We start from the raw sequence: 18,397 nt of genomic DNA on the forward strand, positions 1-18,397 counted from the left end.
GGTCAGGTTCTTTCGGCGGCTTCAATCGTGTTTACAAGCAGCATCGTAATCGTCATCGGGCCAACGCCGCCCGGGACAGGGGTGATCCAGCCGGCGACTTCCTTCGCGTTGGCGAAGTCGACGTCGCCGCACAGCTTGCCCTCGTCGTCGCGGTTCATGCCGACGTCGATGACTGCCGCGCCGGGCTTGATCATGTCGGCGGTGACGATATTACGCTTGCCGGTGGCGACCACGAGGATGTCGGCCTGACGGGTGTGATGGCCGAGATCCCGGGTCTTGGAATTGCAGATGGTGACCGTGGCGCCCGCTTGCAAGAGCAGCATGGCCTGCGGCTTGCCCACGATGTTGGACGCGCCGACCACGACCGCGTGCGCGCCGCGCACCGGAAAGTCGATGGACTCCAGCATCTTCATCACGCCGTAGGGGGTGCAGGGGCGGAACAGCGGCTGGCCCGTCATCAGCAGGCCCGCATTGCTGACGTGGAAGCCGTCCACGTCCTTCTCCGGCGCGATCGCCTCGATCACCTTATGCGCATTGATGTGAGCGGGCAAGGGAAGTTGCACCAGGATGCCGTGAATTTTCGGGTCCGTGTTGAGCGCATCGATGCGCGCCAGCAGCGCCTCCTCGCTCAGGTCGGCATCGTATTTCTCCAGCACAGAATGAATGCCGTTGTCTTCGCATGCCTTCACCTTGTTGCGGACATAGACCTGGGACGCGGGATTGTCGCCGACCAGCACCACCGCGAGGCCGGGCTGCCTGCCTTTCGCGGTCAGGGCGGCGGCGCGCGCGGCGACGTCGGCACGCAGTTGCTGGGAGAGCTGGGTTCCGTTGATGAGTTGTGCGGGCATGGAAGAGAAGGAGTGGTCGTTTCAAAAACGAGATTATAAGGTCCGCCCGCGCGCGCGGATGCGCCGGCGGACCGGGGCGCCGGGAAATGCTGCGCCGCCGCATGAAATTCCGCATTATGGAAAGTGATATCGTAATTTGAAAACGCGCAAATCTACTGTTAGAATCTTTTCACCGCGCACCATCCCGGCAAATTCTTGTCCAAAAAGTCCCGGACGACATGCATTCCGGGGCCTGCCTTCAACCAGGAGACATCATGTCCGCCCAGCTCGACCAAGTGTTGGCGCAAGCCGCCAACGACCCCGACGTAATGGAAACCCAGGAGTGGCTCGACGCGCTCGAAGCCGTCATCGAAACCGAAGGCCCCGAGCGCGCGCACTACCTGATGGAGCGCATGGTGGACCTGGCCCGCCGACGCGGCGCCCACATTCCGTTCTCCAGCAATACCGCCTACGTCAACACCATCCCCGCGCATCTCGGCGAACACTCGCCCGGCAATCTCGAATACGAGGAGCGGCTGCGCTCCTGGATGCGCTGGAACGCGATGGCGATGGTGGTCAAGACCAACCGCGCCGACGGCGACCTCGGCGGCCACATCTCCAGCTTCGCCTCGCTGGCCAACATGCTGGGCACCGGCTTCAACCATTTCTGGCACGCCCCGACCGAAGACCACGGCGGCGACCTGCTGTACATCCAGGGCCATTCCTCTCCTGGCATCTATGCCCGCGCCTTCCTCGAAGGGCGGCTGTCGGAAGAGCAGATGCTCAACTTCCGCCGCGAAGTGGACGGCAAGGGCCTGTCCTCCTATCCGCATCCGAAGCTGATGCCGGACTTCTGGCAATTCCCCACCGTCTCCATGGGCCTCGGCCCGCTGATGGCGATCTACCAGGCGCGCTTCCTGAAGTACCTGCATGCGCGTGAAATCGCCGACACCGCCAGGCGCAAGGTCTGGACCTTCTGCGGAGACGGCGAGATGGACGAGCCGGAATCGATGGGCGCCATCGGCATGGCCGGCCGCGAAAAGCTCGACAACCTGGTGTTCGTCGTCAACTGCAACCTGCAGCGCCTCGACGGCCCGGTGCGCGGCAACGGCAAGATCATCCAGGAGCTGGAAGCCGACTTCCGCGGCGCCGGCTGGAACGTGATCAAAGTCATCTGGGGCAGCTACTGGGACGAACTGCTCGCGCGCGACAAGGAAGGCATCCTGCAGCGCGTGATGATGGAAACCGTCGACGGCGAGTACCAGAACTACAAGGCCAAGGACGGCGCCTACGTGCGCAAGCATTTCTTCGGCAAGCATCCCAAGCTGCTGGAGCTGGTGTCGAAGATGTCCGACGACGACATCTGGCGCCTCAACCGCGGCGGCCACGATCCGCACAAGATCTATGCCGCCTTCAAGCAGGCGCAGGAACACAAGGGGCAGCCGACCGTACTGCTGGTGAAGACCATCAAGGGCTTCGGCATGGGCAAGTCGGGCGAGGCGCGCAACACCGCGCACCAGACCAAGAAGCTCGACGACGCGGCGGTGCGCGAGATGCGCGACCGCTTCAACATCCCCATCCCCGACGACAAGCTGGCCGAGGTGCCGTTCTTCAAGCCGTCCGACGACGCGCCCGAGATCAAGTACCTGCATGAACGCCGCAAGGCGCTCGGCGGCTATCTGCCCCAGCGCCGCGTCAAGGCCGACGAGACCCTGCAGGTGCCTGAACTGTCCGCCTTCCAGGCGGTGCTCGAGCCGACCGCCGAGGGACGCGAGATCTCGACCACGCAGGCTTATGTGCGGATCATCACCGCGCTGCTGCGCGACCAGAATCTCGGCAAGCGGGTGGTGCCCATCCTCGTCGACGAGGCGCGCACCTTCGGCATGGAAGGCCTGTTCCGCCAGATCGGCATCTTCAACCAGATGGGTCAGCTGTACGAGCCGGTCGACAAGGACCAGGTGATGTACTACCGCGAGGACAAGGCCGGCCAGATCCTGCAGGAGGGCATCAACGAGGCGGGCGCGATGAGTTCCTGGATCGCCGCCGCGACCTCGTACTCGACCAACAACCGGGTGATGATCCCGTTCTACATCTTCTACTCGATGTTCGGCCTGCAGCGCGTTGGCGACCTCGCCTGGGCGGCGGGCGACATGCGGGCGCGCGGCTTCCTGCTCGGCGGCACCGCCGGCCGCACCACGCTCAACGGCGAAGGCCTGCAGCACGAGGACGGTCACAGCCACATCCTGGCGTCGACCATCCCCAACTGCCTGCCCTACGATCCGACCTTCGCGCACGAAGTCGCGGTCATCATCCATGACGGCCTCAAGCGCATGGTGGAAAAGCAGGAGGATGTGTTCTATTACATCACCCTGATGAACGAGAACTACAGCCACCCTGGCCTCAGGCCCGGCACCGAGGCCGACATCCTCAAGGGCATGTACCTGCTGCAGGAAGGCGACGACAAGGCCAGGCAGCGCGTGCAGCTGATGGGCTCCGGCACCATCCTGCGCGAAGTGATCGAAGCCGCCTCGCTGCTGCAGAACGACTGGGGCATCGCCGCCGACATCTGGTCCGCGCCGTCCTTCACCCTGCTGGCGCGCGACGGCCAGGACGTGGAGCGCTGGAACCTGCTGCATCCGACCGAGACGCCGCGCGTCGCGCATGTGACGAAGCTGCTGCAGGAGCGCAGCGGTCCGGTGGTCGCTTCCACCGACTACATGCGCGCGTTCGCCGAGCAGGTGCGCGCCTTCATTCCAAAGGGCCGCAGCTACAAGGTGCTCGGCACCGACGGCTTCGGCCGCTCGGATACCCGGGCCAAGCTGCGCGAGTTCTTCGAGGTCAACCGCTATTACGTGACGGTGGCGGCGCTCAAGGCGCTGGCGGAAGACGGCGCGATCGAGGCGAGTGTCGTGGCCGATGCGATCAGGAAGTACGGCATCGATCCGAACAAGCCGAATCCGGTGGCGCTGTAACGCATCAACAACATGTAGCCCGGCGCGGAAAGGGCATGGCGCAACGGCGCCGCCCTTTGCTGCGCGGACGAAAAAGAACGGAGCCCCTATGAGCCTGCAGGAAGTCAAAGTCCCGGATATCGGCGATTTCAAGGAAGTGGAAGTGATCGAGTTGCTGGTCAAGCCCGGCGACACGATCAAGGTCGATCAGTCGCTGGTCACGGTCGAGTCGGACAAGGCCAGCATGGAAATCCCCTCGACCCACGCCGGCGTCGTGAAGGAAGTGAAGGTCAAGATCGGCGACAAGGTGTCGGAAGGCAGCCTGCTGCTGGTGGTGGAAGAAAGCGCCGGCGCCGCGGCGGCCCCGGCCCCGGCCGCTGCTCCTGCTCCGGCCGCGGCCAGCACGCCTGCTCCAGCCGCTGCACCCGCGCCGGCAGCGAGCGCGCCCGCACCCGCATCCGGCGGCATCGTCGACGTCGAAGTGCCGGACATCGGCGACTTCAAGGACGTCGAAGTGATCGAGCTGATGGTCAAGCCGGGCGACACGGTCAGCGTCGACCAGTCGCTGCTGACCGTCGAATCGGACAAGGCCAGCATGGAGATCCCCTCCAGCCACGCCGGTGTGGTCCAGGAAATGAAGGTCAAGGTCGGCGACAAGGTCTCCAGGGGATCGCTGATCCTGACCCTGGCCGTGCAGGGCGGCGCCGCCGCACCGGCGCCCGCTGCCGCATCCGCGCCGGCGCCCGCGTCCACGGTCGTCGCCGCCCCGGTCCCCGCGCCCGAAGCGAAGCCGGCGCCGACGGCTGCGCTGGAACCGCTGTCGCCGGCGGCGGCCAAGGCGCATGCCTCGCCCTCGGTGCGCAAGTTCGCGCGCGAACTCGGCGTCGACCTCGGCAAGGTCAAGGGCAGCGGTCCGAAGGGCCGCATCCTGCACACCGACATCCAGTCCTTCGTGAAGTCGGTCATGTCGGGCGCGACCGCCGCGCCCGCCGCTGCTGCAGCCAAGGGCAGCGGCGCCGGTCTCGACCTGCTGCCGTGGCCGTCGCTGGATTTCTCCAAGTTCGGCGAGACCGAGCTGCAGCCGCTGTCGCGCATCAAGAAGATCAGCGGCCCCAACCTGCACCGCAACTGGGTGATGATCCCGCATGTGACGCAGTTCGAGGAAGCCGACATCACCGAGCTGGAGGAATTCCGCAAGCAGTCCAACGACGCGCTCGCCAAGTCGGGCGTCAAGCTCACCATGCTGGCATTCGTCATCAAGGCCAGCGTCGCGGCGCTGAAGAAATTCCCGGCCTTCAATTCCTCGCTCGACGAGAAGGGCGAGAACCTGATCCTCAAGAAGTACTACAACATCGGCTTCGCCGCCGACACGCCGCAGGGCCTGGTGGTGCCGGTGGTGAAGAATGCCGACGCCAAGAGCATCTCCGCCATCGCGAAGGAGATGGGCGAGCTGTCGGCGCAGGCGCGCGACGGCAAGCTCAAGCCGGCCGACATGCAGGGCGCGACCTTCACCATCTCGTCGCTCGGCGGCATCGGCGGCACGGCATTCACGCCCATCGTCAATGCGCCCGAAGTCGCGATCCTCGGCCTGTCGAAGTCGGCCATCAAGCCGGTGTGGGACGGCAAGCAGTTCGCGCCGCGCCTGATGCTGCCTTTGTCGCTGTCCTATGACCATCGCGTCATCGACGGCGCGATGGGCGCGCGCTTCGCCGCCTACCTGGCCGAGGTGCTGGGCGACATGCGCAAGACGCTGCTGTGATCATTGCCGCCGGGCGGGGCCGGGCGGCGGGAAGTGAGAGAATTCCTCTCTTTTCCAACCGCCCGGCGAGGCGGCCAGCGATGCCGCGATGCCCGGTGCTTCCCCGATACGGAGACCCACAATGACCACTTGCGTCGTCGTCAAGAAAAACGGGCAGATCGCGATTGCCGCGGATTCCCTCGTCACCTTCGGCGATACCCGCCTGTCGCACGACTACGAAGTCAACGAAAAGATCTTCCAGGTCGGCGAATCCTACGTGACGCTGGCCGGCACCGCCGCCCATTTCCCGGTCATGCGCAAGCTGCTGGCCGGGATGGGTGAGGACTGCCGTCTCTGCAGCCGCGAGGACGTGTTCGACACCTTTTCGAAGGTGCACGAGATCCTGAAGGAAAAGTACTTCCTCAACACCAAGGAAGAAGAGGAAGACCCATACGAGTCGTCGCAGATCACCGCGCTGATCGCCAACCCGAACGGCATCTTCGGCGTGTACTCCTATCGCGAAGTGTTTTCCTTCGACCGTTTCTGGGGCATCGGCAGCGGCCGCAACTTCGCGCTCGGCGCCATGTATGCCGCATGGGATCACACCGCGAGCGCGCGAGAGATCGCCGAGATCGGCGTCAAGGCGGGGGCCGAATTCGACAAGAGCACCTCCGGACCCTTCCGGATCCACAGTTTCCCAATGAAATGAATACGCCTTGCCGCTGACGCGGGGCAGAACAACGGAGCCACAACCATGAGCCTGACTGAAGTCAAAGTCCCCGATATCGGCGACTTCAAGGAAGTTGAAGTGATCGAAGTACTGGTCAAGCCCGGCGATACCATCAAGGTCGAGCAGTCGCTGGTCACGGTGGAGTCGGACAAGGCCAGCATGGAAATCCCGGCCAGCCACGCGGGCGTGGTGAAGGAATTGAAGGTCAAGGTGGGCGACAAGGTGTCGGAAGGCAGCCTGCTCCTGCTGCTCGAGGCATCGGCCGCGACGCCGGCCCAGCCGCCCGCCGGCTATGGCAGCTCCGCGCCGGCCGCCGCCGCCGCCACGCCCGCCGCCGCGCCGGCCGCGGTGGCGCCGCAGCCGGCGAGCTTCAGCGGCCAGGCCGACCTGCAATGCGACATGCTGGTGCTTGGCGCCGGGCCGGGCGGCTATTCCGCCGCCTTCCGCGCCGCCGACCTCGGCATGAATACCGTGCTGGTCGAGCGCTACGCGACGCTCGGCGGCGTCTGCCTCAATGTCGGCTGCATCCCGTCCAAGGCGCTGCTGCACGTGGCCGCCGTGATCGACGAGACCCAGGCGATGGCCGCGCACGGCGTCACTTTCGGCAGGCCCGAGATCGACATCGACAAGCTGCGCGGCTACAAGGAAAGCGTCATCAAGAAGATGACCACCGGCCTGTCCGGCATGGCGCGCGCGCGCAAGGTCAACGTGGTGCAGGGCGTCGGCCAGTTCGTCGGCCCCAATCACCTGGAAGTGACGACCGCCGACGGCGGCAGGAAGACGGTGCAGTTCAGGCAGGCGATCATCGCCGCCGGCTCTTCCGTCGTGAACCTGCCCTTCGTGCCGGAAGACCCCCGTATCGTCGACTCCACCGGCGCGCTGGAACTGCGCCAGGTGCCCAGGCGCATGCTGGTCATCGGCGGCGGCATCATCGGCCTGGAAATGGCGACCGTGTATTCCACGCTGGGCGCGCGCATCGACGTGGTCGAAATGATGGACGGCCTGATGCAGGGCGCCGACCGCGACCTCGTCAAGGTCTGGCAGAAGTTCAACGAGAAGCGTTTCGACCGCATCATGACGAAGACCAAGACGGTCGGCGTCGAGGCGCTGGCCGAAGGCATCAAGGTCACGTTCGAGAGCGCCGACCCGGCGGTCGCCGCCCCCGAGCCGCAGCTCTACGACATGGTGCTGGTGGCCGTCGGACGCAGCCCCAACGGCAAGAAGATCGGCGCCGACAAGGCAGGCGTCGCCGTCACCGACCGCGGCTTCATCCCGGTCGACTCGCAGATGCGCACCAACGTGCCGCACATCTTCGCCATCGGCGACCTCGTCGGCCAGCCGATGCTGGCGCACAAGGCGGTGCATGAAGCCCACGTCGCCGCCGAGGCGGCTGCGGGCGAGAAATCGCATTTCGACGCGCGCGTCATCCCGTCCGTCGCCTACACCGATCCGGAAGTGGCCTGGGTCGGCCTGACCGAAGACGAGGCGAAGGCCAAGGGCGTCAAGCTGGAGAAGGGCCTGTTCCCGTGGGCCGCGTCCGGCCGCGCGGTGGCCAACGGCCGCGACGAGGGTTTCACCAAGCTGCTGTTCGACGCCGAGACGCATCGCATCGTCGGCGGCGGCATCGTCGGCACCCACGCCGGCGACATGATCGGCGAGATCGCGCTGGCGATCGAGATGGGCGCCGACGCGGTCGACATCGGCAAGACCATCCATCCTCACCCGACGCTCGGCGAATCGATCGGCATGGCGGCGGAAGTCATGGAAGGTGTCTGCACCGACCTGCCGCCGGCACGCAGGAAGTAATCGCAGGCACGCGGCGGCTGCCCGGCCGCCGCGTCGCATTCCACAGGCAGGTTCGGGCAGCGTATCCTACCCCTGTTGCATGGAATCTTCGAGGCCGTCGGCGGACCTGCGGCCACCGCGCTTCGAAGACAATTGCACGCGACGCCCCCATTTCAGCTGCGGATGCCTGCGAAGCCGCCGTCGGGCGAAGCAGGGCCGTCAGGCACGTGATAGCCGGCGGACGGCCGCGACGTTAGACGGTACCCAGACAGTCCGACTGCTAACGTTTATTTCCAATGTTCATTTCCCTACTGCCCTCAACGATCCGGCCGGCGGAACTCTTGCCGGGTGAAGGTTACTCAGCGGTGTCGATTTTTTCGGGAGCATCATGTGCGGTTGCGCGATCTGAACTGCGGTATACCTTTCTTGCGTCATGGGGGCGGAGCTTCATCCTCGCCCGGGCACTCGTCTCAACCGGTATCGGCGCAGCCGGCTGCCGGGTCTTCCACGGCGATGAACCCGTCTGGCGCTCACCCAGACACTGCGTCCGCGGGACGCGGGGGGCGTCTGCGATGGCTGTGCATGTGGCGGCGCCGACACCACGCAAGCGCATCGCAGCAGCAGCATCCGGGACACCACGCCGGCGCATCACAGCAGCTGCATCCGGGTCATCATCAAGCCACATCCCCGCAAGTGCAGCGGGAACACCACCCAGGCGCATCCTCGGAACTACAGCCCGAACACCAGGTAGCTCCCTCACCCCAGGCGCCCTCGTTGGCCCGATCCGTGGCTGGCAGCTCGGACCAGAGCGCGGCGTCTGCTTCCGATGAGAGCGCTGGGCGGACCGATTCTTCCGGACCCTCGCAGGGGACGAGCCCGCCGCGTTCCGGTGCCGTCGGTTTGGAACATGACGCGGCTTCAGGATCGACAGCACCGGAAACGAGCGGATCGTCGGCGGGCCCGAGCGAGGGGCCTTCGGAAAGCGCGACTGCCTCCCCTCAAGAACAGCGGACGGTCGCAGCGCTGGTGCCGCCGCAGGCGGACTATCTCTCCGCACTGAGCGCCTGGGCAAGTCGCGGGTCGCAGGACGAATATCGTGCTGACGCCGTGGAGCTGATACAGGAATGGTTCGAAGATGGCGGCCTGGAGAGCGAACTCTCATTCGAAGGCCTCAATCTGCGCGAGCTGCCGCCGCTGCCAGCCGGACTGCGTAAGCTGAATGTAGATGGCAACCCTTTGAACTCCCTGGGAGCGGCGCTGCCATCCTCGCTGACAGAGCTTCATGCGGCGGAGTGCGGCTTGACCGATTTGCCCGAACTGCCGGGTTCACTGACCTGGATCGAATTGGACAGTAACCAGCTTGAGGAACTGCCGCCACTGCCGCATGGATTGCGGTGGTTGGGCATGACTGAGAACCGCTTATCCCGTCTGCCCGACGATCTCACTTTGCCGCAAGCGCTGGAAACGCTCGATCTGCGCGGCAATCAGCTCGACCGCCTGCCGAACGAGCTTGCCTTGCCACCTTCGCTGGAAACGCTGAATCTGAGCGACAACCACTTGACTGCCCTGCCATGGCACGGCGAAACGCGCTCGGGTGCACATTGCGTCGTCATCGTTGGAGGCAACCCGTTTTCCCCGCATGAAATTGCGCGGCTCAAGGCGCTGGCCGGGAACGCCAATTATTTCGGTCCACGAATCACTTTCTCCGAGGACGAGCCACCGCTTGATTTCGAAACCCGTCCCTTGGCGAATGCGGTCGTCGCCTGGTATGAGGACGTCGGGCAAGAGGCCGATCAGGATGCGTGGAGCGAGTTTGAGAAGGAAGAGGGGGGCGCAGACTTTTCGACGTTCCTCGATCGCCTGCGCGCATCAGCCAATTTCCCATTCGAGGAATTCCGCCAGAGTGTCGTTGAACTGCTGACTACCATAGCCGCTGACCCCAGGCAAAGGAGCCTTTGTTTCAGGATGGTCATGACGGAGCTGACACGGTGTGAGGATCGGGTAACGCTGGCAATGAACGCGCTGGACAATGCGCGCAGGATCGCCAGCGTCGAAGCGGGAGACTTCGATCGCAACGTGGCTGGCCTGGTCTCCCTGGCGAGAGGTATGTTCCGTTTGGCCAAGCTTGCAGAGATTGCGAAAGACAAAGTGACAGTGCTTGAACAGCACGCCTTGCCTTCGGATCCGCCGCTGGATCCTATCCAGGTGTATCTCGCCTATCAAATCGGTCTGCGCCAGCGGCTGAACCTGCCGATATCGACGTTTCTGATGCGCGCCGAGGAAAGCTACTCAAAGGTTACCCAGTCCGATCTCAATGAGGCGGAACTGCGCGTGCGGGATTCGGAGGCGACTGACTTCGTCCACTTTCTGTCGACCGAGTGGGGCCCCTGGCAATCGTTCCTGCAGCGGAACCACGCGGAAGAGCATGAGTCAGCCAAGGAAGAGCTGATCGACGCAATGGGAGACGAATTCAACACTGCACTCGAACGGGAGCTCGAGCAAGCCGGTCTGCCGCGGACCGAAGACACCGAACGGGTGCTCGGTGTGAAATTGAAAGAACAGATCGCGCATGACATCAATGGAAAGTTGCTCAGATCTGTCCTGGCGCGCACGCAGTTGTTGCACCTGCTTGACTCGCCGGAACCCCAATCCCCCGAGACCACATCGGCTGGCCCGTCGGACTGAAAACGGGAGGCGCAGCGCCCGCAGTCGACGCTGCCTGCGCGATGGCGCCAATCCCTTCGAGCGCCGGTTCTGCCGGTCGCCCGGGAAGCGCCGCTCGCCCCCGCTACAACAGCCGCGGCGGCGTCATGAAATCGGCCGAGGCGAGGACGGACGCCAGGATCGCCGGCTGGAATGAACGATCATCGTTGCGGCGTCGCTGCAGGGTATAGGTCAGCGGCGCCAGCGACGGTTCGGTCCGCAGGACGCGCAGGACGCCTTTGCGCGCGAGCGAGCGGGCCCAGATCTCCGGCAGGAAGCCGATGCCGAGTCCGCCGATCAGCAAACCGGCGATCGCGCCCCAGCTGTTGCAGATGAGGCGGTGCGGTACATCCAGGTTTTTCGCCATCAGCCACTCATCCAGGATCTTCGTGGTGCCGGCGCCGGTGGGCAGCGTCACGATCGGATGCTCTTCGAACAGCTTCTCCCGGTATTCGGCTTTCCTGCCGACGACGGAAGGCGAGCCGACCCAGGCGAAATGAGTCTGTCCGATGGTGTGGGACACGATGGACGGATGCGACGACCGGCCGGCGATGACCGCGCAGTCCAGCTCGCCGTTGCGCAGCCGCTCGCCGAGGACGCGGCCGATGTCGACATGCGGTTCGAGGCGCAGATCGGGATGGTGCTGCCGCGTGTGCGCGAGCAGCCGCGGCAGCCAGGTCAGCGCGCACAGCTCCCCGACGCCGAGCAGGCAACGGCCGGAGAGGCCGGTATCCTGCCCGAGGGCGCGGCGGGTGGCCTCGGCCGACTGCAGCAGCGCGCCGGCATGCGGCAGGAAGCGTTCCCCGGCGACCGTCAGCACGGCCTTGTGACCGGTGCGGTCGAACAGCCGTACACCGACCGACTCCTCAAGTTCCACCAGCCGCTTGGACAGCGAGGAGGTGGAGAGATGCAGGCGTTCGGCAGCCATCGCAAAGTTGGCGCAGGTTGCGGCCCAATAGAATGCCTCAAGCTGTTTCAAAGTCATGCCGGCCCTCTTCATTCAAGAAAAGCAAACAAAAACGTTAGCATAAATTCACTTTCCCGCTAGCACGGCTCCACGTAGATTTGCACTCCGCGGTGCGTCGCCGCAACAGAAGGAGACCTGTTATGAACGGAACCGTCCTGATCAGGGCATGGTGGGCATGCCTGGTCTGTGCCGCCGTGGCAATCGGCCCCGCTGCCGCGCAAGTCCTCGTCGTCGGCCAGTCGACGACCCTCTCCGGTCCGCAAGCGGGATCAGGCGAACCGATGCGTGCGGGCGCCAAGCTCTATTTCGACAGTGTCAATGCGGCGGGCGGCGTCCACGGCCGCAAGGTCCACCTCATCAGCAAGGACGATCAGTACAAACCGGAGCTGACCGAAAAGCATGTCGCGGAGCTCATCGAAAAGGACGACGCGATCGTGCTTCTCGGAGGCGCGGGCACCGCCAACAACGAGGCCCTGCTGCGCAACGGGCTGCTGGAGCGGGCAGGCATTGCGCTCGTGGGTCCGCGCACCGGCGGCACCGCACTGCGCAGGCCCTTCAATCCCTGGATGTTCCATATTCGCGGCAGCTATGCCGATGAGGTCACCAAGGCGGTCGAACAGTTTACTGCCATCGCCCGCAAGCGAATAGGCATCGTGTACCAGAACGACAACTTCGGCCTCGACGGTCTGCGCGCCGCGGAGCTGGCCCTTGCCCGCCTTGGGCTCAAGCCCGAGTTCCTCGCGAGTTACGAGCGCAACTCGACCGAGGTGAAGAAAGCCGTGGAGCAGGCGGTGCAAGCCGGCACACCGGCCATCCTGCTGCTGACGACGACCGGCGCGACCGCCGCGTTCACCGCCCAGTACAAGGCGGCGGGAGGCGCCGGCCAGCTGATCGGTCTGTCGGTCAACGACCTGCCGGCGATCGTCCGCGAGATCGGCGTACAGGCGGCGCGCGGCCTCGCACTGACCAGTGTCTTCCCCAGTCCTACCCGGACCGACATTCCCATCGTGAAGGAGTATCGCCAGGCGCTCGCGCGCTTCGGCGCCGAAGACGCCGCGCCGTCGACGACCGCGCTCGAAGGCTATATCGCGGCGAGGGTGATCGTCGAGGCCCTGCGCCGCGCCGGTCCCAATCCCACGCGCGCGTCCGTCATGAAAAGCCTCGAGTCCTTCGGCCGCACCGACATCGGCGGCTTCCCGGTCGAGTTCGGGCCGCGGGTTCGCGGCGGCTCTCATTACGTCGACGTCACCATCGTCAACAGGAACGGGCAAGTGCTGCGCTGAGGCCTGCCTGCATCGCCCGGGAGGCTTCATGCAGCGGGCGTGTTCGCCCGCATCCGGGTTCACCCGGCGTCTAAACGTTCGAATAAATCGAATAAGCACGTGGAAACAATTTCGCTTTTGGCAAACGAGTTCCGGGTCTACAGTTTCTGTGCCGTCACCACATTCCGGGAGCCTGAAGATGGACCGTTCGCCCACACTCGATCCTTGCCGCATGCAGGCGCCGAGCAAGCCCGCCGCGCCGGCGCGGCCGGCCGCGACGCTGGCCGGCATACTGTCACTGCATGATTTCGAAGACCGGGCGCGACGCATTCTGCCGCGCCCCCTGTTCGGCTATATCTCCGGCGCGGCGGAAGACAACCGGTCGCTGGACGATAACCGTGCCGCCTTCGACGAATACCGGTTCATGCCGCGGGTACTGGTCGATGTCTCGCGGCGCTCGGCGCACACGGTACTGTTCGGGAAGACCTACGCCGCGCCGTTCGGCATCGCGCCGGTGGGCATCAGCGCGCTGTCCGCGTTCGAGGGCGATCTCGTGCTCGCCGAGGCGGCCCAGCAAGCGGGCATCCCGGCGGTGATGAGCGGCAGCTCGCTGATGCCGATGGAACTCGTCGCCGAGCGTGCGCCCGATACCTGGTTTCAGGCCTATCTGCCGGCCGATCAGGTCCGCATCGACGGGCTGATCGACCGCGTCGCCCGCGCCGGCTTCAGGACGCTCGTCGTCACGGTCGACATCCCCGTGTGGGCAAACCGTGAAAACAATATCCGCGCCGGCTTTTCGACGCCGCTGCGTCCCAGTCTCAGGCTTGCGTGGGACGGACTGATCCGCCCGCGCTGGCTGCTCGGGACCTTCGCACGTACCCTGCTCAGGCATGGCATGCCGCACTTCGAGAATTCCTTCGCCACGCGCGGCGCGCCCATCCTCTCCCGTGACGCGATCAGGGACACCGTGGGGCGCGATCATCTGAACTGGGAGAACATCGCCGCCATCCGCCGCAGATGGCAGGGACACCTGATCATCAAGGGGATACTCAACCCGGCGGATGCACTCAGGGCGCGCAACGCGGGGGCCGACGGCATCATCGTGTCGAACCATGGCGGCCGTCAGCTCGACGGCGCGGCATCCGCGCTGCGCGTGCTCGACAGGGTCATGCCGGCCGCCGGCGGCATGACGGTCATGGTGGACGGCGGCATTCGCCGCGGCAGCGACGTGCTCAAGGCACTCGCGCTCGGCGCGAAAGCGGTGTTCGCCGGGCGCCCCTTCATGTACGCGGCGGTGGTGCAGGGGCGCAGCGGCGTCTCGCATGCGATCCGCCTCCTGTACGACGAAGTCGACCGCAACATGGCCATGCTGGGCATCAACCGGCTCGACGAGCTGGACGCTTCCTTTCTGCTGCATGCCGGCGCACTGCCATCCCGACGTCCGTAGGAAAACGCACCGGCCGGATGACATGCCGCCCGGCCCGGCCGGGTAAGCGCGATTGCCGCCAGGCGGAGACTTTGACTTGCCGTTCAATTCAAGAGGAGAGACACCATGAGGACATTTCGCACATTACTTGCGGGCGCCTTGCTCGCCATCAGCGCTTCCGCTCTTGCGGATGCCTACCCGGACAAGCCGATCAAGCTCGTGATTCCGTTCCCGCCCGGCGGTACCACCGATATCGTCGGCCGCATCGTCGCCGAGCAGCTCGGCAAGGAACTGGGCAAACCCGTGATCGTCGAAAACCGGGGCGGCGGCGGAGGCAGCATCGGCGCGGCGTCGATCGCCAAGGCCGATCCGGACGGCTACACGATCGGCATGGCCACCGTGTCCACTCACGCGGTCAACCCCGCCTGCAATCCGAAGCTCGGCTATGACCCGCTGGCCGACTTTGCGCCCATCACGAATGTCGCCCGCACGCCCAACGTCCTCACCGTCGGCCCCAAGTTCAAGCCTGCCGACTTCAAGGAATTCATGGCGCAGGTCAAGGCACAGCCGGGCAAGCTGACCTACGCGACGTCGGGCACCTGCAGCATTCTTCACATGGTGGGCGAGCAGTTCAAGGTCGCGACCGGCACCTTCATCCTGCATGTGCCGTACCGCGGTTCCGGGCCGGCGCTCAACGATCTGCTCGGCGGGCAGGTCGACATGATGTTCGATAACCTGCCGTCCTCCATCTCCCATATCAAGGCGGGCAAGCTGCGTCCTCTGGCGATCGCCTGGCCGAAGCGGCTCGATTACATGCCCGGCGTGCTCACGTTTGAAGAACTCGGAATCAGGCAGGTGAACGACCCGGCCTGGTACGGGTTCGTCGCGCCGCCCAGGACGCCGAAGGAAATCATCACCCGGCTGCACCAGGCGACGGTCAAGGTGCTCAACAACCCCGAGGTCAGGGAACGGCTGCGTACCAACGGTGCCGAGCCCGTCGGCAATTCGCCGTCCGAGTATGCGGCGGAGATCGCGGCAGAGCTGAGCAAGATGAAGAATCTCGTGATCAAGCAAGGCATCAAGTTCGACGGCGTCTGATATACGTCAATCGCTGCAAACCCGTGACGGCAGGCTGGTATTCCAGCCTGCCGTTTTTTTTTGCGGCGTGTTTTTCCGCATGAAGCGGCCGACACGCAAGCATGCCAGGGGTGGGGCGTTCCCAAGCGTTGAGGGAGAGGGGCTTCGGTTTTCGCATGCGGCGCGTGGAACCATGCGCGCACTCGCGCCACACAGTGCCGCATCGTTGACGATGAAATCAATGATCCTTGCATGGCTCCATTCACCCTTGTTACAGGAAGCACCCAATGGCAAGCATAAGCAGCTACATACCCCGGGTCACGCTTGCACGTGCGCCGGGAGAAAGCCCGGCCGCCAGGCAGCAAGTGCCGGCAAGCCAGCAAGCACCCGCCGGTCCGCAGCAAGCAGCGACCCGCCCGGCACCGATTGGGACGAGATCGTTTCTCGAAGTGGCCGCGCGCATGCGGGCCGCGGCATCAGGCACGGCCGGGCATGAAACGTCGGCAGCGGCGCGCGACGGGGGACAGCAAGCGCATCATGGGACGCTGAAGAAGCTGCTCGCCGCACTGACGGGCAAAGGAATCCGCAGAAGCAATGCGCAGGCCGGCGGCGCTGCCGCGTATGGCAAGAACATCGTCGTCTACTCCGCCCGGGAGCTGCACGATGGAGCGAAAGTGCCAGCGCCGAGCAAGGATGCGCAGGCGGTGAGGTTCAGATTCGTCGGTGCGGCCCAGGTAAAGGTCGTCAGCGGACACATGGCGCCATTCCTGTTCGAGAACAACCCGCCGGCGATCGCCAAGACCGAGCACGCGACACAGCTCGATCCGTACGACGCAGCGGATTCGGTCTTCATGATGGGGACGAGCCTCGACGATATGGATCGCGTCAAGAGCCGGATTCCGCCGTTCGCGCGGATCGTCATCTCCAGCAATGACACAGCGTCGGTGCACCAGCAGGTTTCTTATCTCGCGCATGTCAGACCGGACCTGAATGTGTTCGGCCATGCGTCGCGTCTCCATGATCCGGAAAACCTCATCGGGGCGAAGGAGGCGTTCACGCGCGTGGCGAATGTGCTGGGCGGCGCGAAGGATGTCGTCACGCACGTGCTCAACAGGAAGGACAGCAAATGGATCTCCGAGAACCTGGGGATCGAGGTCGCGCCGGGAACCGCGATCACTGCGGTCTTCGACCGGCACGGCGGGCTGGACCAGCGTGCCTTCAGGCGTGCGCTCGAAGAGGTGAAGGTGCGGCACGAGGTACCTATGGTCGCCGGTGCGGCGACCGCGCTTGCCGATCCGGGGCGCGTCCTCGGGCGAAGGCTGGCCAATGCAGGAATGCGCAAGTCCCACGCGGCGGAGAAGGAAGCGGCAGGAAGCCGGAGCCCGCAGGCGGCGGGGGATGCCGCGGACGCGCCTGCCGTCTCGCGCCGATGGCAGGCGCTCAAGGCAAAGATCGGGCGCGAGGCGATGAAGGGGTACGTGAAGAATATCGGGCTGAAGGAGCAGGATGAAGTTCTTCAGAGCGTGCAGTCGGCAGTCGAGCTGTTCAGAAATCTGAACCTGGAAAATGTGCCGGTCATCGACCCGCCGGCGATGCCGAAGGATCTGTTCAGCGTGGTTGGCGACAGCATGGTCTTCGGTGACGGCAACATCGGCCTCGCACTGGTCGAGACACTCGGCGGCAATGCCCGCGTAAGTCTCGTCAGAAGGAAGCCCGCCGGGGATCTCGCCGACCTCGCCGGCGCCGGCTTTCAGGCTTCGCTTGACGCCTATTACGCGAAGCGGAAACCGGACGTCTCGCACCTGGGCAGTCCGGAAAATCCGATCGCCGAATACGGGCTGGAAGGCTTGCCTGATTACTGGCACCCGGAAGGCGGCAAGACCAGGGGGCCGGATGCGAAGACCGTCTTCCTGACGGCCTCGGTGCCGAAGCCGGTACGCGGTGGGAAAGTGGTGACGGACCGTCCGGCGATGATGCGGGGTAATCTGGAAGTGATGGTCGGGGCGTTGCGCAAGATACCGGCGAGCGTAGGGCAGATCCAGATCATTACGAACCCGAGCACCGAAATGGCTTTCGCGGCGTGGCTGCTGCGGCCCGATTTCCCGCAGGCCGCGATCGTCTGTTGCCATGCCGGGACCGACACCACCCGCCAGCGCGCTCGCGTCACGGATCCCGATCGGCCGGACAGCTATTTCACGCTTGGTCCGCACGAGAAAGAGCAGGTCAATGTCGACTTCGAGGCGCAGGAAGGACAAGGCGCGATCGACGACGCCATTCCCACCATGGGCGGCGACATTACCAGGCGTTCGGGCGGGCAGGCCGCGACCGTGACCACCGGCCTGGCCAGCCTGAATGAAGCCTACGACATTTACACCCGCAAGCCGGGCAGCTATGCGGTCCCGCTCACGGCCGACGAAGCCGGGTGGCTCACCCGCTTCGTCAGGGGCTTGCAGGAATCCCTCGGGCAGCCGACGGATTTCCAGATACAGGAAGGCGCGGCCATCACGATTCCACGCAAAGGCGACATGTCGATCAACAAGGAAGTGCTCGAAAAAGCGAAGGCCGTCAATGGCTTCGCCGAGCGCGCCATCGCCGCCGCCTCCGTCGTGGAACAAGGCAGGACCGCCGTCCTCGATGCGGTCGCAAGCCTGCTGGAGGGGCGGCGGCTCGAGAACGGCCATCGCGACATCGATATCGTGCGGTATCCGGCGCTGTCCCAGGTGAGGGACAGCATGGATCTGAGCGGTCTCACGCCTGAAGACAGACGGCAGTTCGTTCTCGACCATCGGGACAAGCTGCTCAGGTGGCTGGTCAGCCCGGTCAGCCAGCCGAGCAGCCGGGTGCCGGAAATATCCGAGGCAGGCCCGTCGCGGAGCGCGTGAACGGCCCGCGGCGACCTGCATCCCCGGCAGCGGCTCTTCCGACCCCGTG

General features: G+C 65.0%; 11 protein-coding genes. 9 read left to right on the plus strand and 2 right to left on the minus strand.

Features of this window, described 5'->3' with window-relative positions; translation table 11 throughout:
* Positions 1-2 precede the first annotated feature (2 nt).
* Positions 3-848 (minus strand): bifunctional methylenetetrahydrofolate dehydrogenase/methenyltetrahydrofolate cyclohydrolase FolD, encoded by an 846-nt coding sequence (gene folD, locus NCCP691_RS10370; RefSeq protein ID WP_220808199.1) that lies wholly within the window; start codon positions 846-848, stop codon positions 3-5.
* 254 nt (positions 849-1,102) lie between these two features.
* On the opposite strand from folD, the gene aceE reads away from it, so the two are divergent.
* The 5 genes from aceE (at position 1,103) to NCCP691_RS10395 (ending at position 10,716) form a co-directional block, all read left to right on the plus strand.
* Positions 1,103-3,799, plus strand: coding sequence for a pyruvate dehydrogenase (acetyl-transferring), homodimeric type (gene aceE, locus NCCP691_RS10375; protein ID WP_220808200.1), 2,697 nt, complete (start codon positions 1,103-1,105; stop codon positions 3,797-3,799).
* Positions 3,800-3,887: 88 nt separating this feature from the next.
* Positions 3,888-5,537: a dihydrolipoyllysine-residue acetyltransferase gene (aceF, locus tag NCCP691_RS10380; RefSeq protein ID WP_220808201.1), complete on the plus strand. Its 1,650-nt coding sequence runs from the start codon at positions 3,888-3,890 to the stop codon at positions 5,535-5,537.
* A 121-nt stretch (positions 5,538-5,658) separates the two neighbouring features.
* Positions 5,659-6,225, plus strand: a complete 567-nt coding sequence (locus NCCP691_RS10385; RefSeq protein ID WP_220808202.1) for an Ntn hydrolase family protein — start codon at positions 5,659-5,661, stop codon at positions 6,223-6,225.
* A 45-nt stretch (positions 6,226-6,270) separates the two neighbouring features.
* Positions 6,271-8,052, plus strand: coding sequence for a dihydrolipoyl dehydrogenase (gene lpdA / locus NCCP691_RS10390; protein ID WP_220808203.1), 1,782 nt, complete (start codon positions 6,271-6,273; stop codon positions 8,050-8,052).
* An 879-nt stretch (positions 8,053-8,931) separates the two neighbouring features.
* Positions 8,932-10,716, plus strand: coding sequence for an NEL-type E3 ubiquitin ligase domain-containing protein (locus NCCP691_RS10395; protein ID WP_220808204.1), 1,785 nt, complete (start codon positions 8,932-8,934; stop codon positions 10,714-10,716).
* Between the two features lie 103 nt (positions 10,717-10,819).
* Here the strand turns inward: NCCP691_RS10395 and NCCP691_RS10400 are convergent, their stop codons facing one another.
* Positions 10,820-11,719, minus strand: a complete 900-nt coding sequence (locus tag NCCP691_RS10400; RefSeq protein WP_220808205.1) for a LysR family transcriptional regulator — start codon at positions 11,717-11,719, stop codon at positions 10,820-10,822.
* A 122-nt stretch (positions 11,720-11,841) separates the two neighbouring features.
* On the opposite strand from NCCP691_RS10400, the gene NCCP691_RS10405 reads away from it, so the two are divergent.
* The 4 genes from NCCP691_RS10405 (at position 11,842) to NCCP691_RS10420 (ending at position 18,348) form a co-directional block, all read left to right on the plus strand.
* Positions 11,842-12,984, plus strand: coding sequence for an ABC transporter substrate-binding protein (locus NCCP691_RS10405; RefSeq protein WP_220808206.1), 1,143 nt, complete (start codon positions 11,842-11,844; stop codon positions 12,982-12,984).
* A 178-nt stretch (positions 12,985-13,162) separates the two neighbouring features.
* Positions 13,163-14,410, plus strand: coding sequence for an alpha-hydroxy acid oxidase (locus NCCP691_RS10410; protein ID WP_373870351.1), 1,248 nt, complete (start codon positions 13,163-13,165; stop codon positions 14,408-14,410).
* 105 nt (positions 14,411-14,515) lie between these two features.
* A complete protein-coding gene (locus NCCP691_RS10415; protein WP_220808207.1) occupies positions 14,516-15,487 on the plus strand; it encodes a tripartite tricarboxylate transporter substrate binding protein BugE in 972 nt (323 codons plus the stop codon).
* A 428-nt stretch (positions 15,488-15,915) separates the two neighbouring features.
* Positions 15,916-18,348, plus strand: a complete 2,433-nt coding sequence (locus NCCP691_RS10420; protein WP_220808208.1) for a hypothetical protein — start codon at positions 15,916-15,918, stop codon at positions 18,346-18,348.
* Positions 18,349-18,397: the final 49 nt, after the last annotated feature.

This window comes from Noviherbaspirillum aridicola, from assembly GCF_019656455.1.
GTDB classification, from domain to species: domain Bacteria; phylum Pseudomonadota; class Gammaproteobacteria; order Burkholderiales; family Burkholderiaceae_D; genus Noviherbaspirillum; species Noviherbaspirillum aridicola.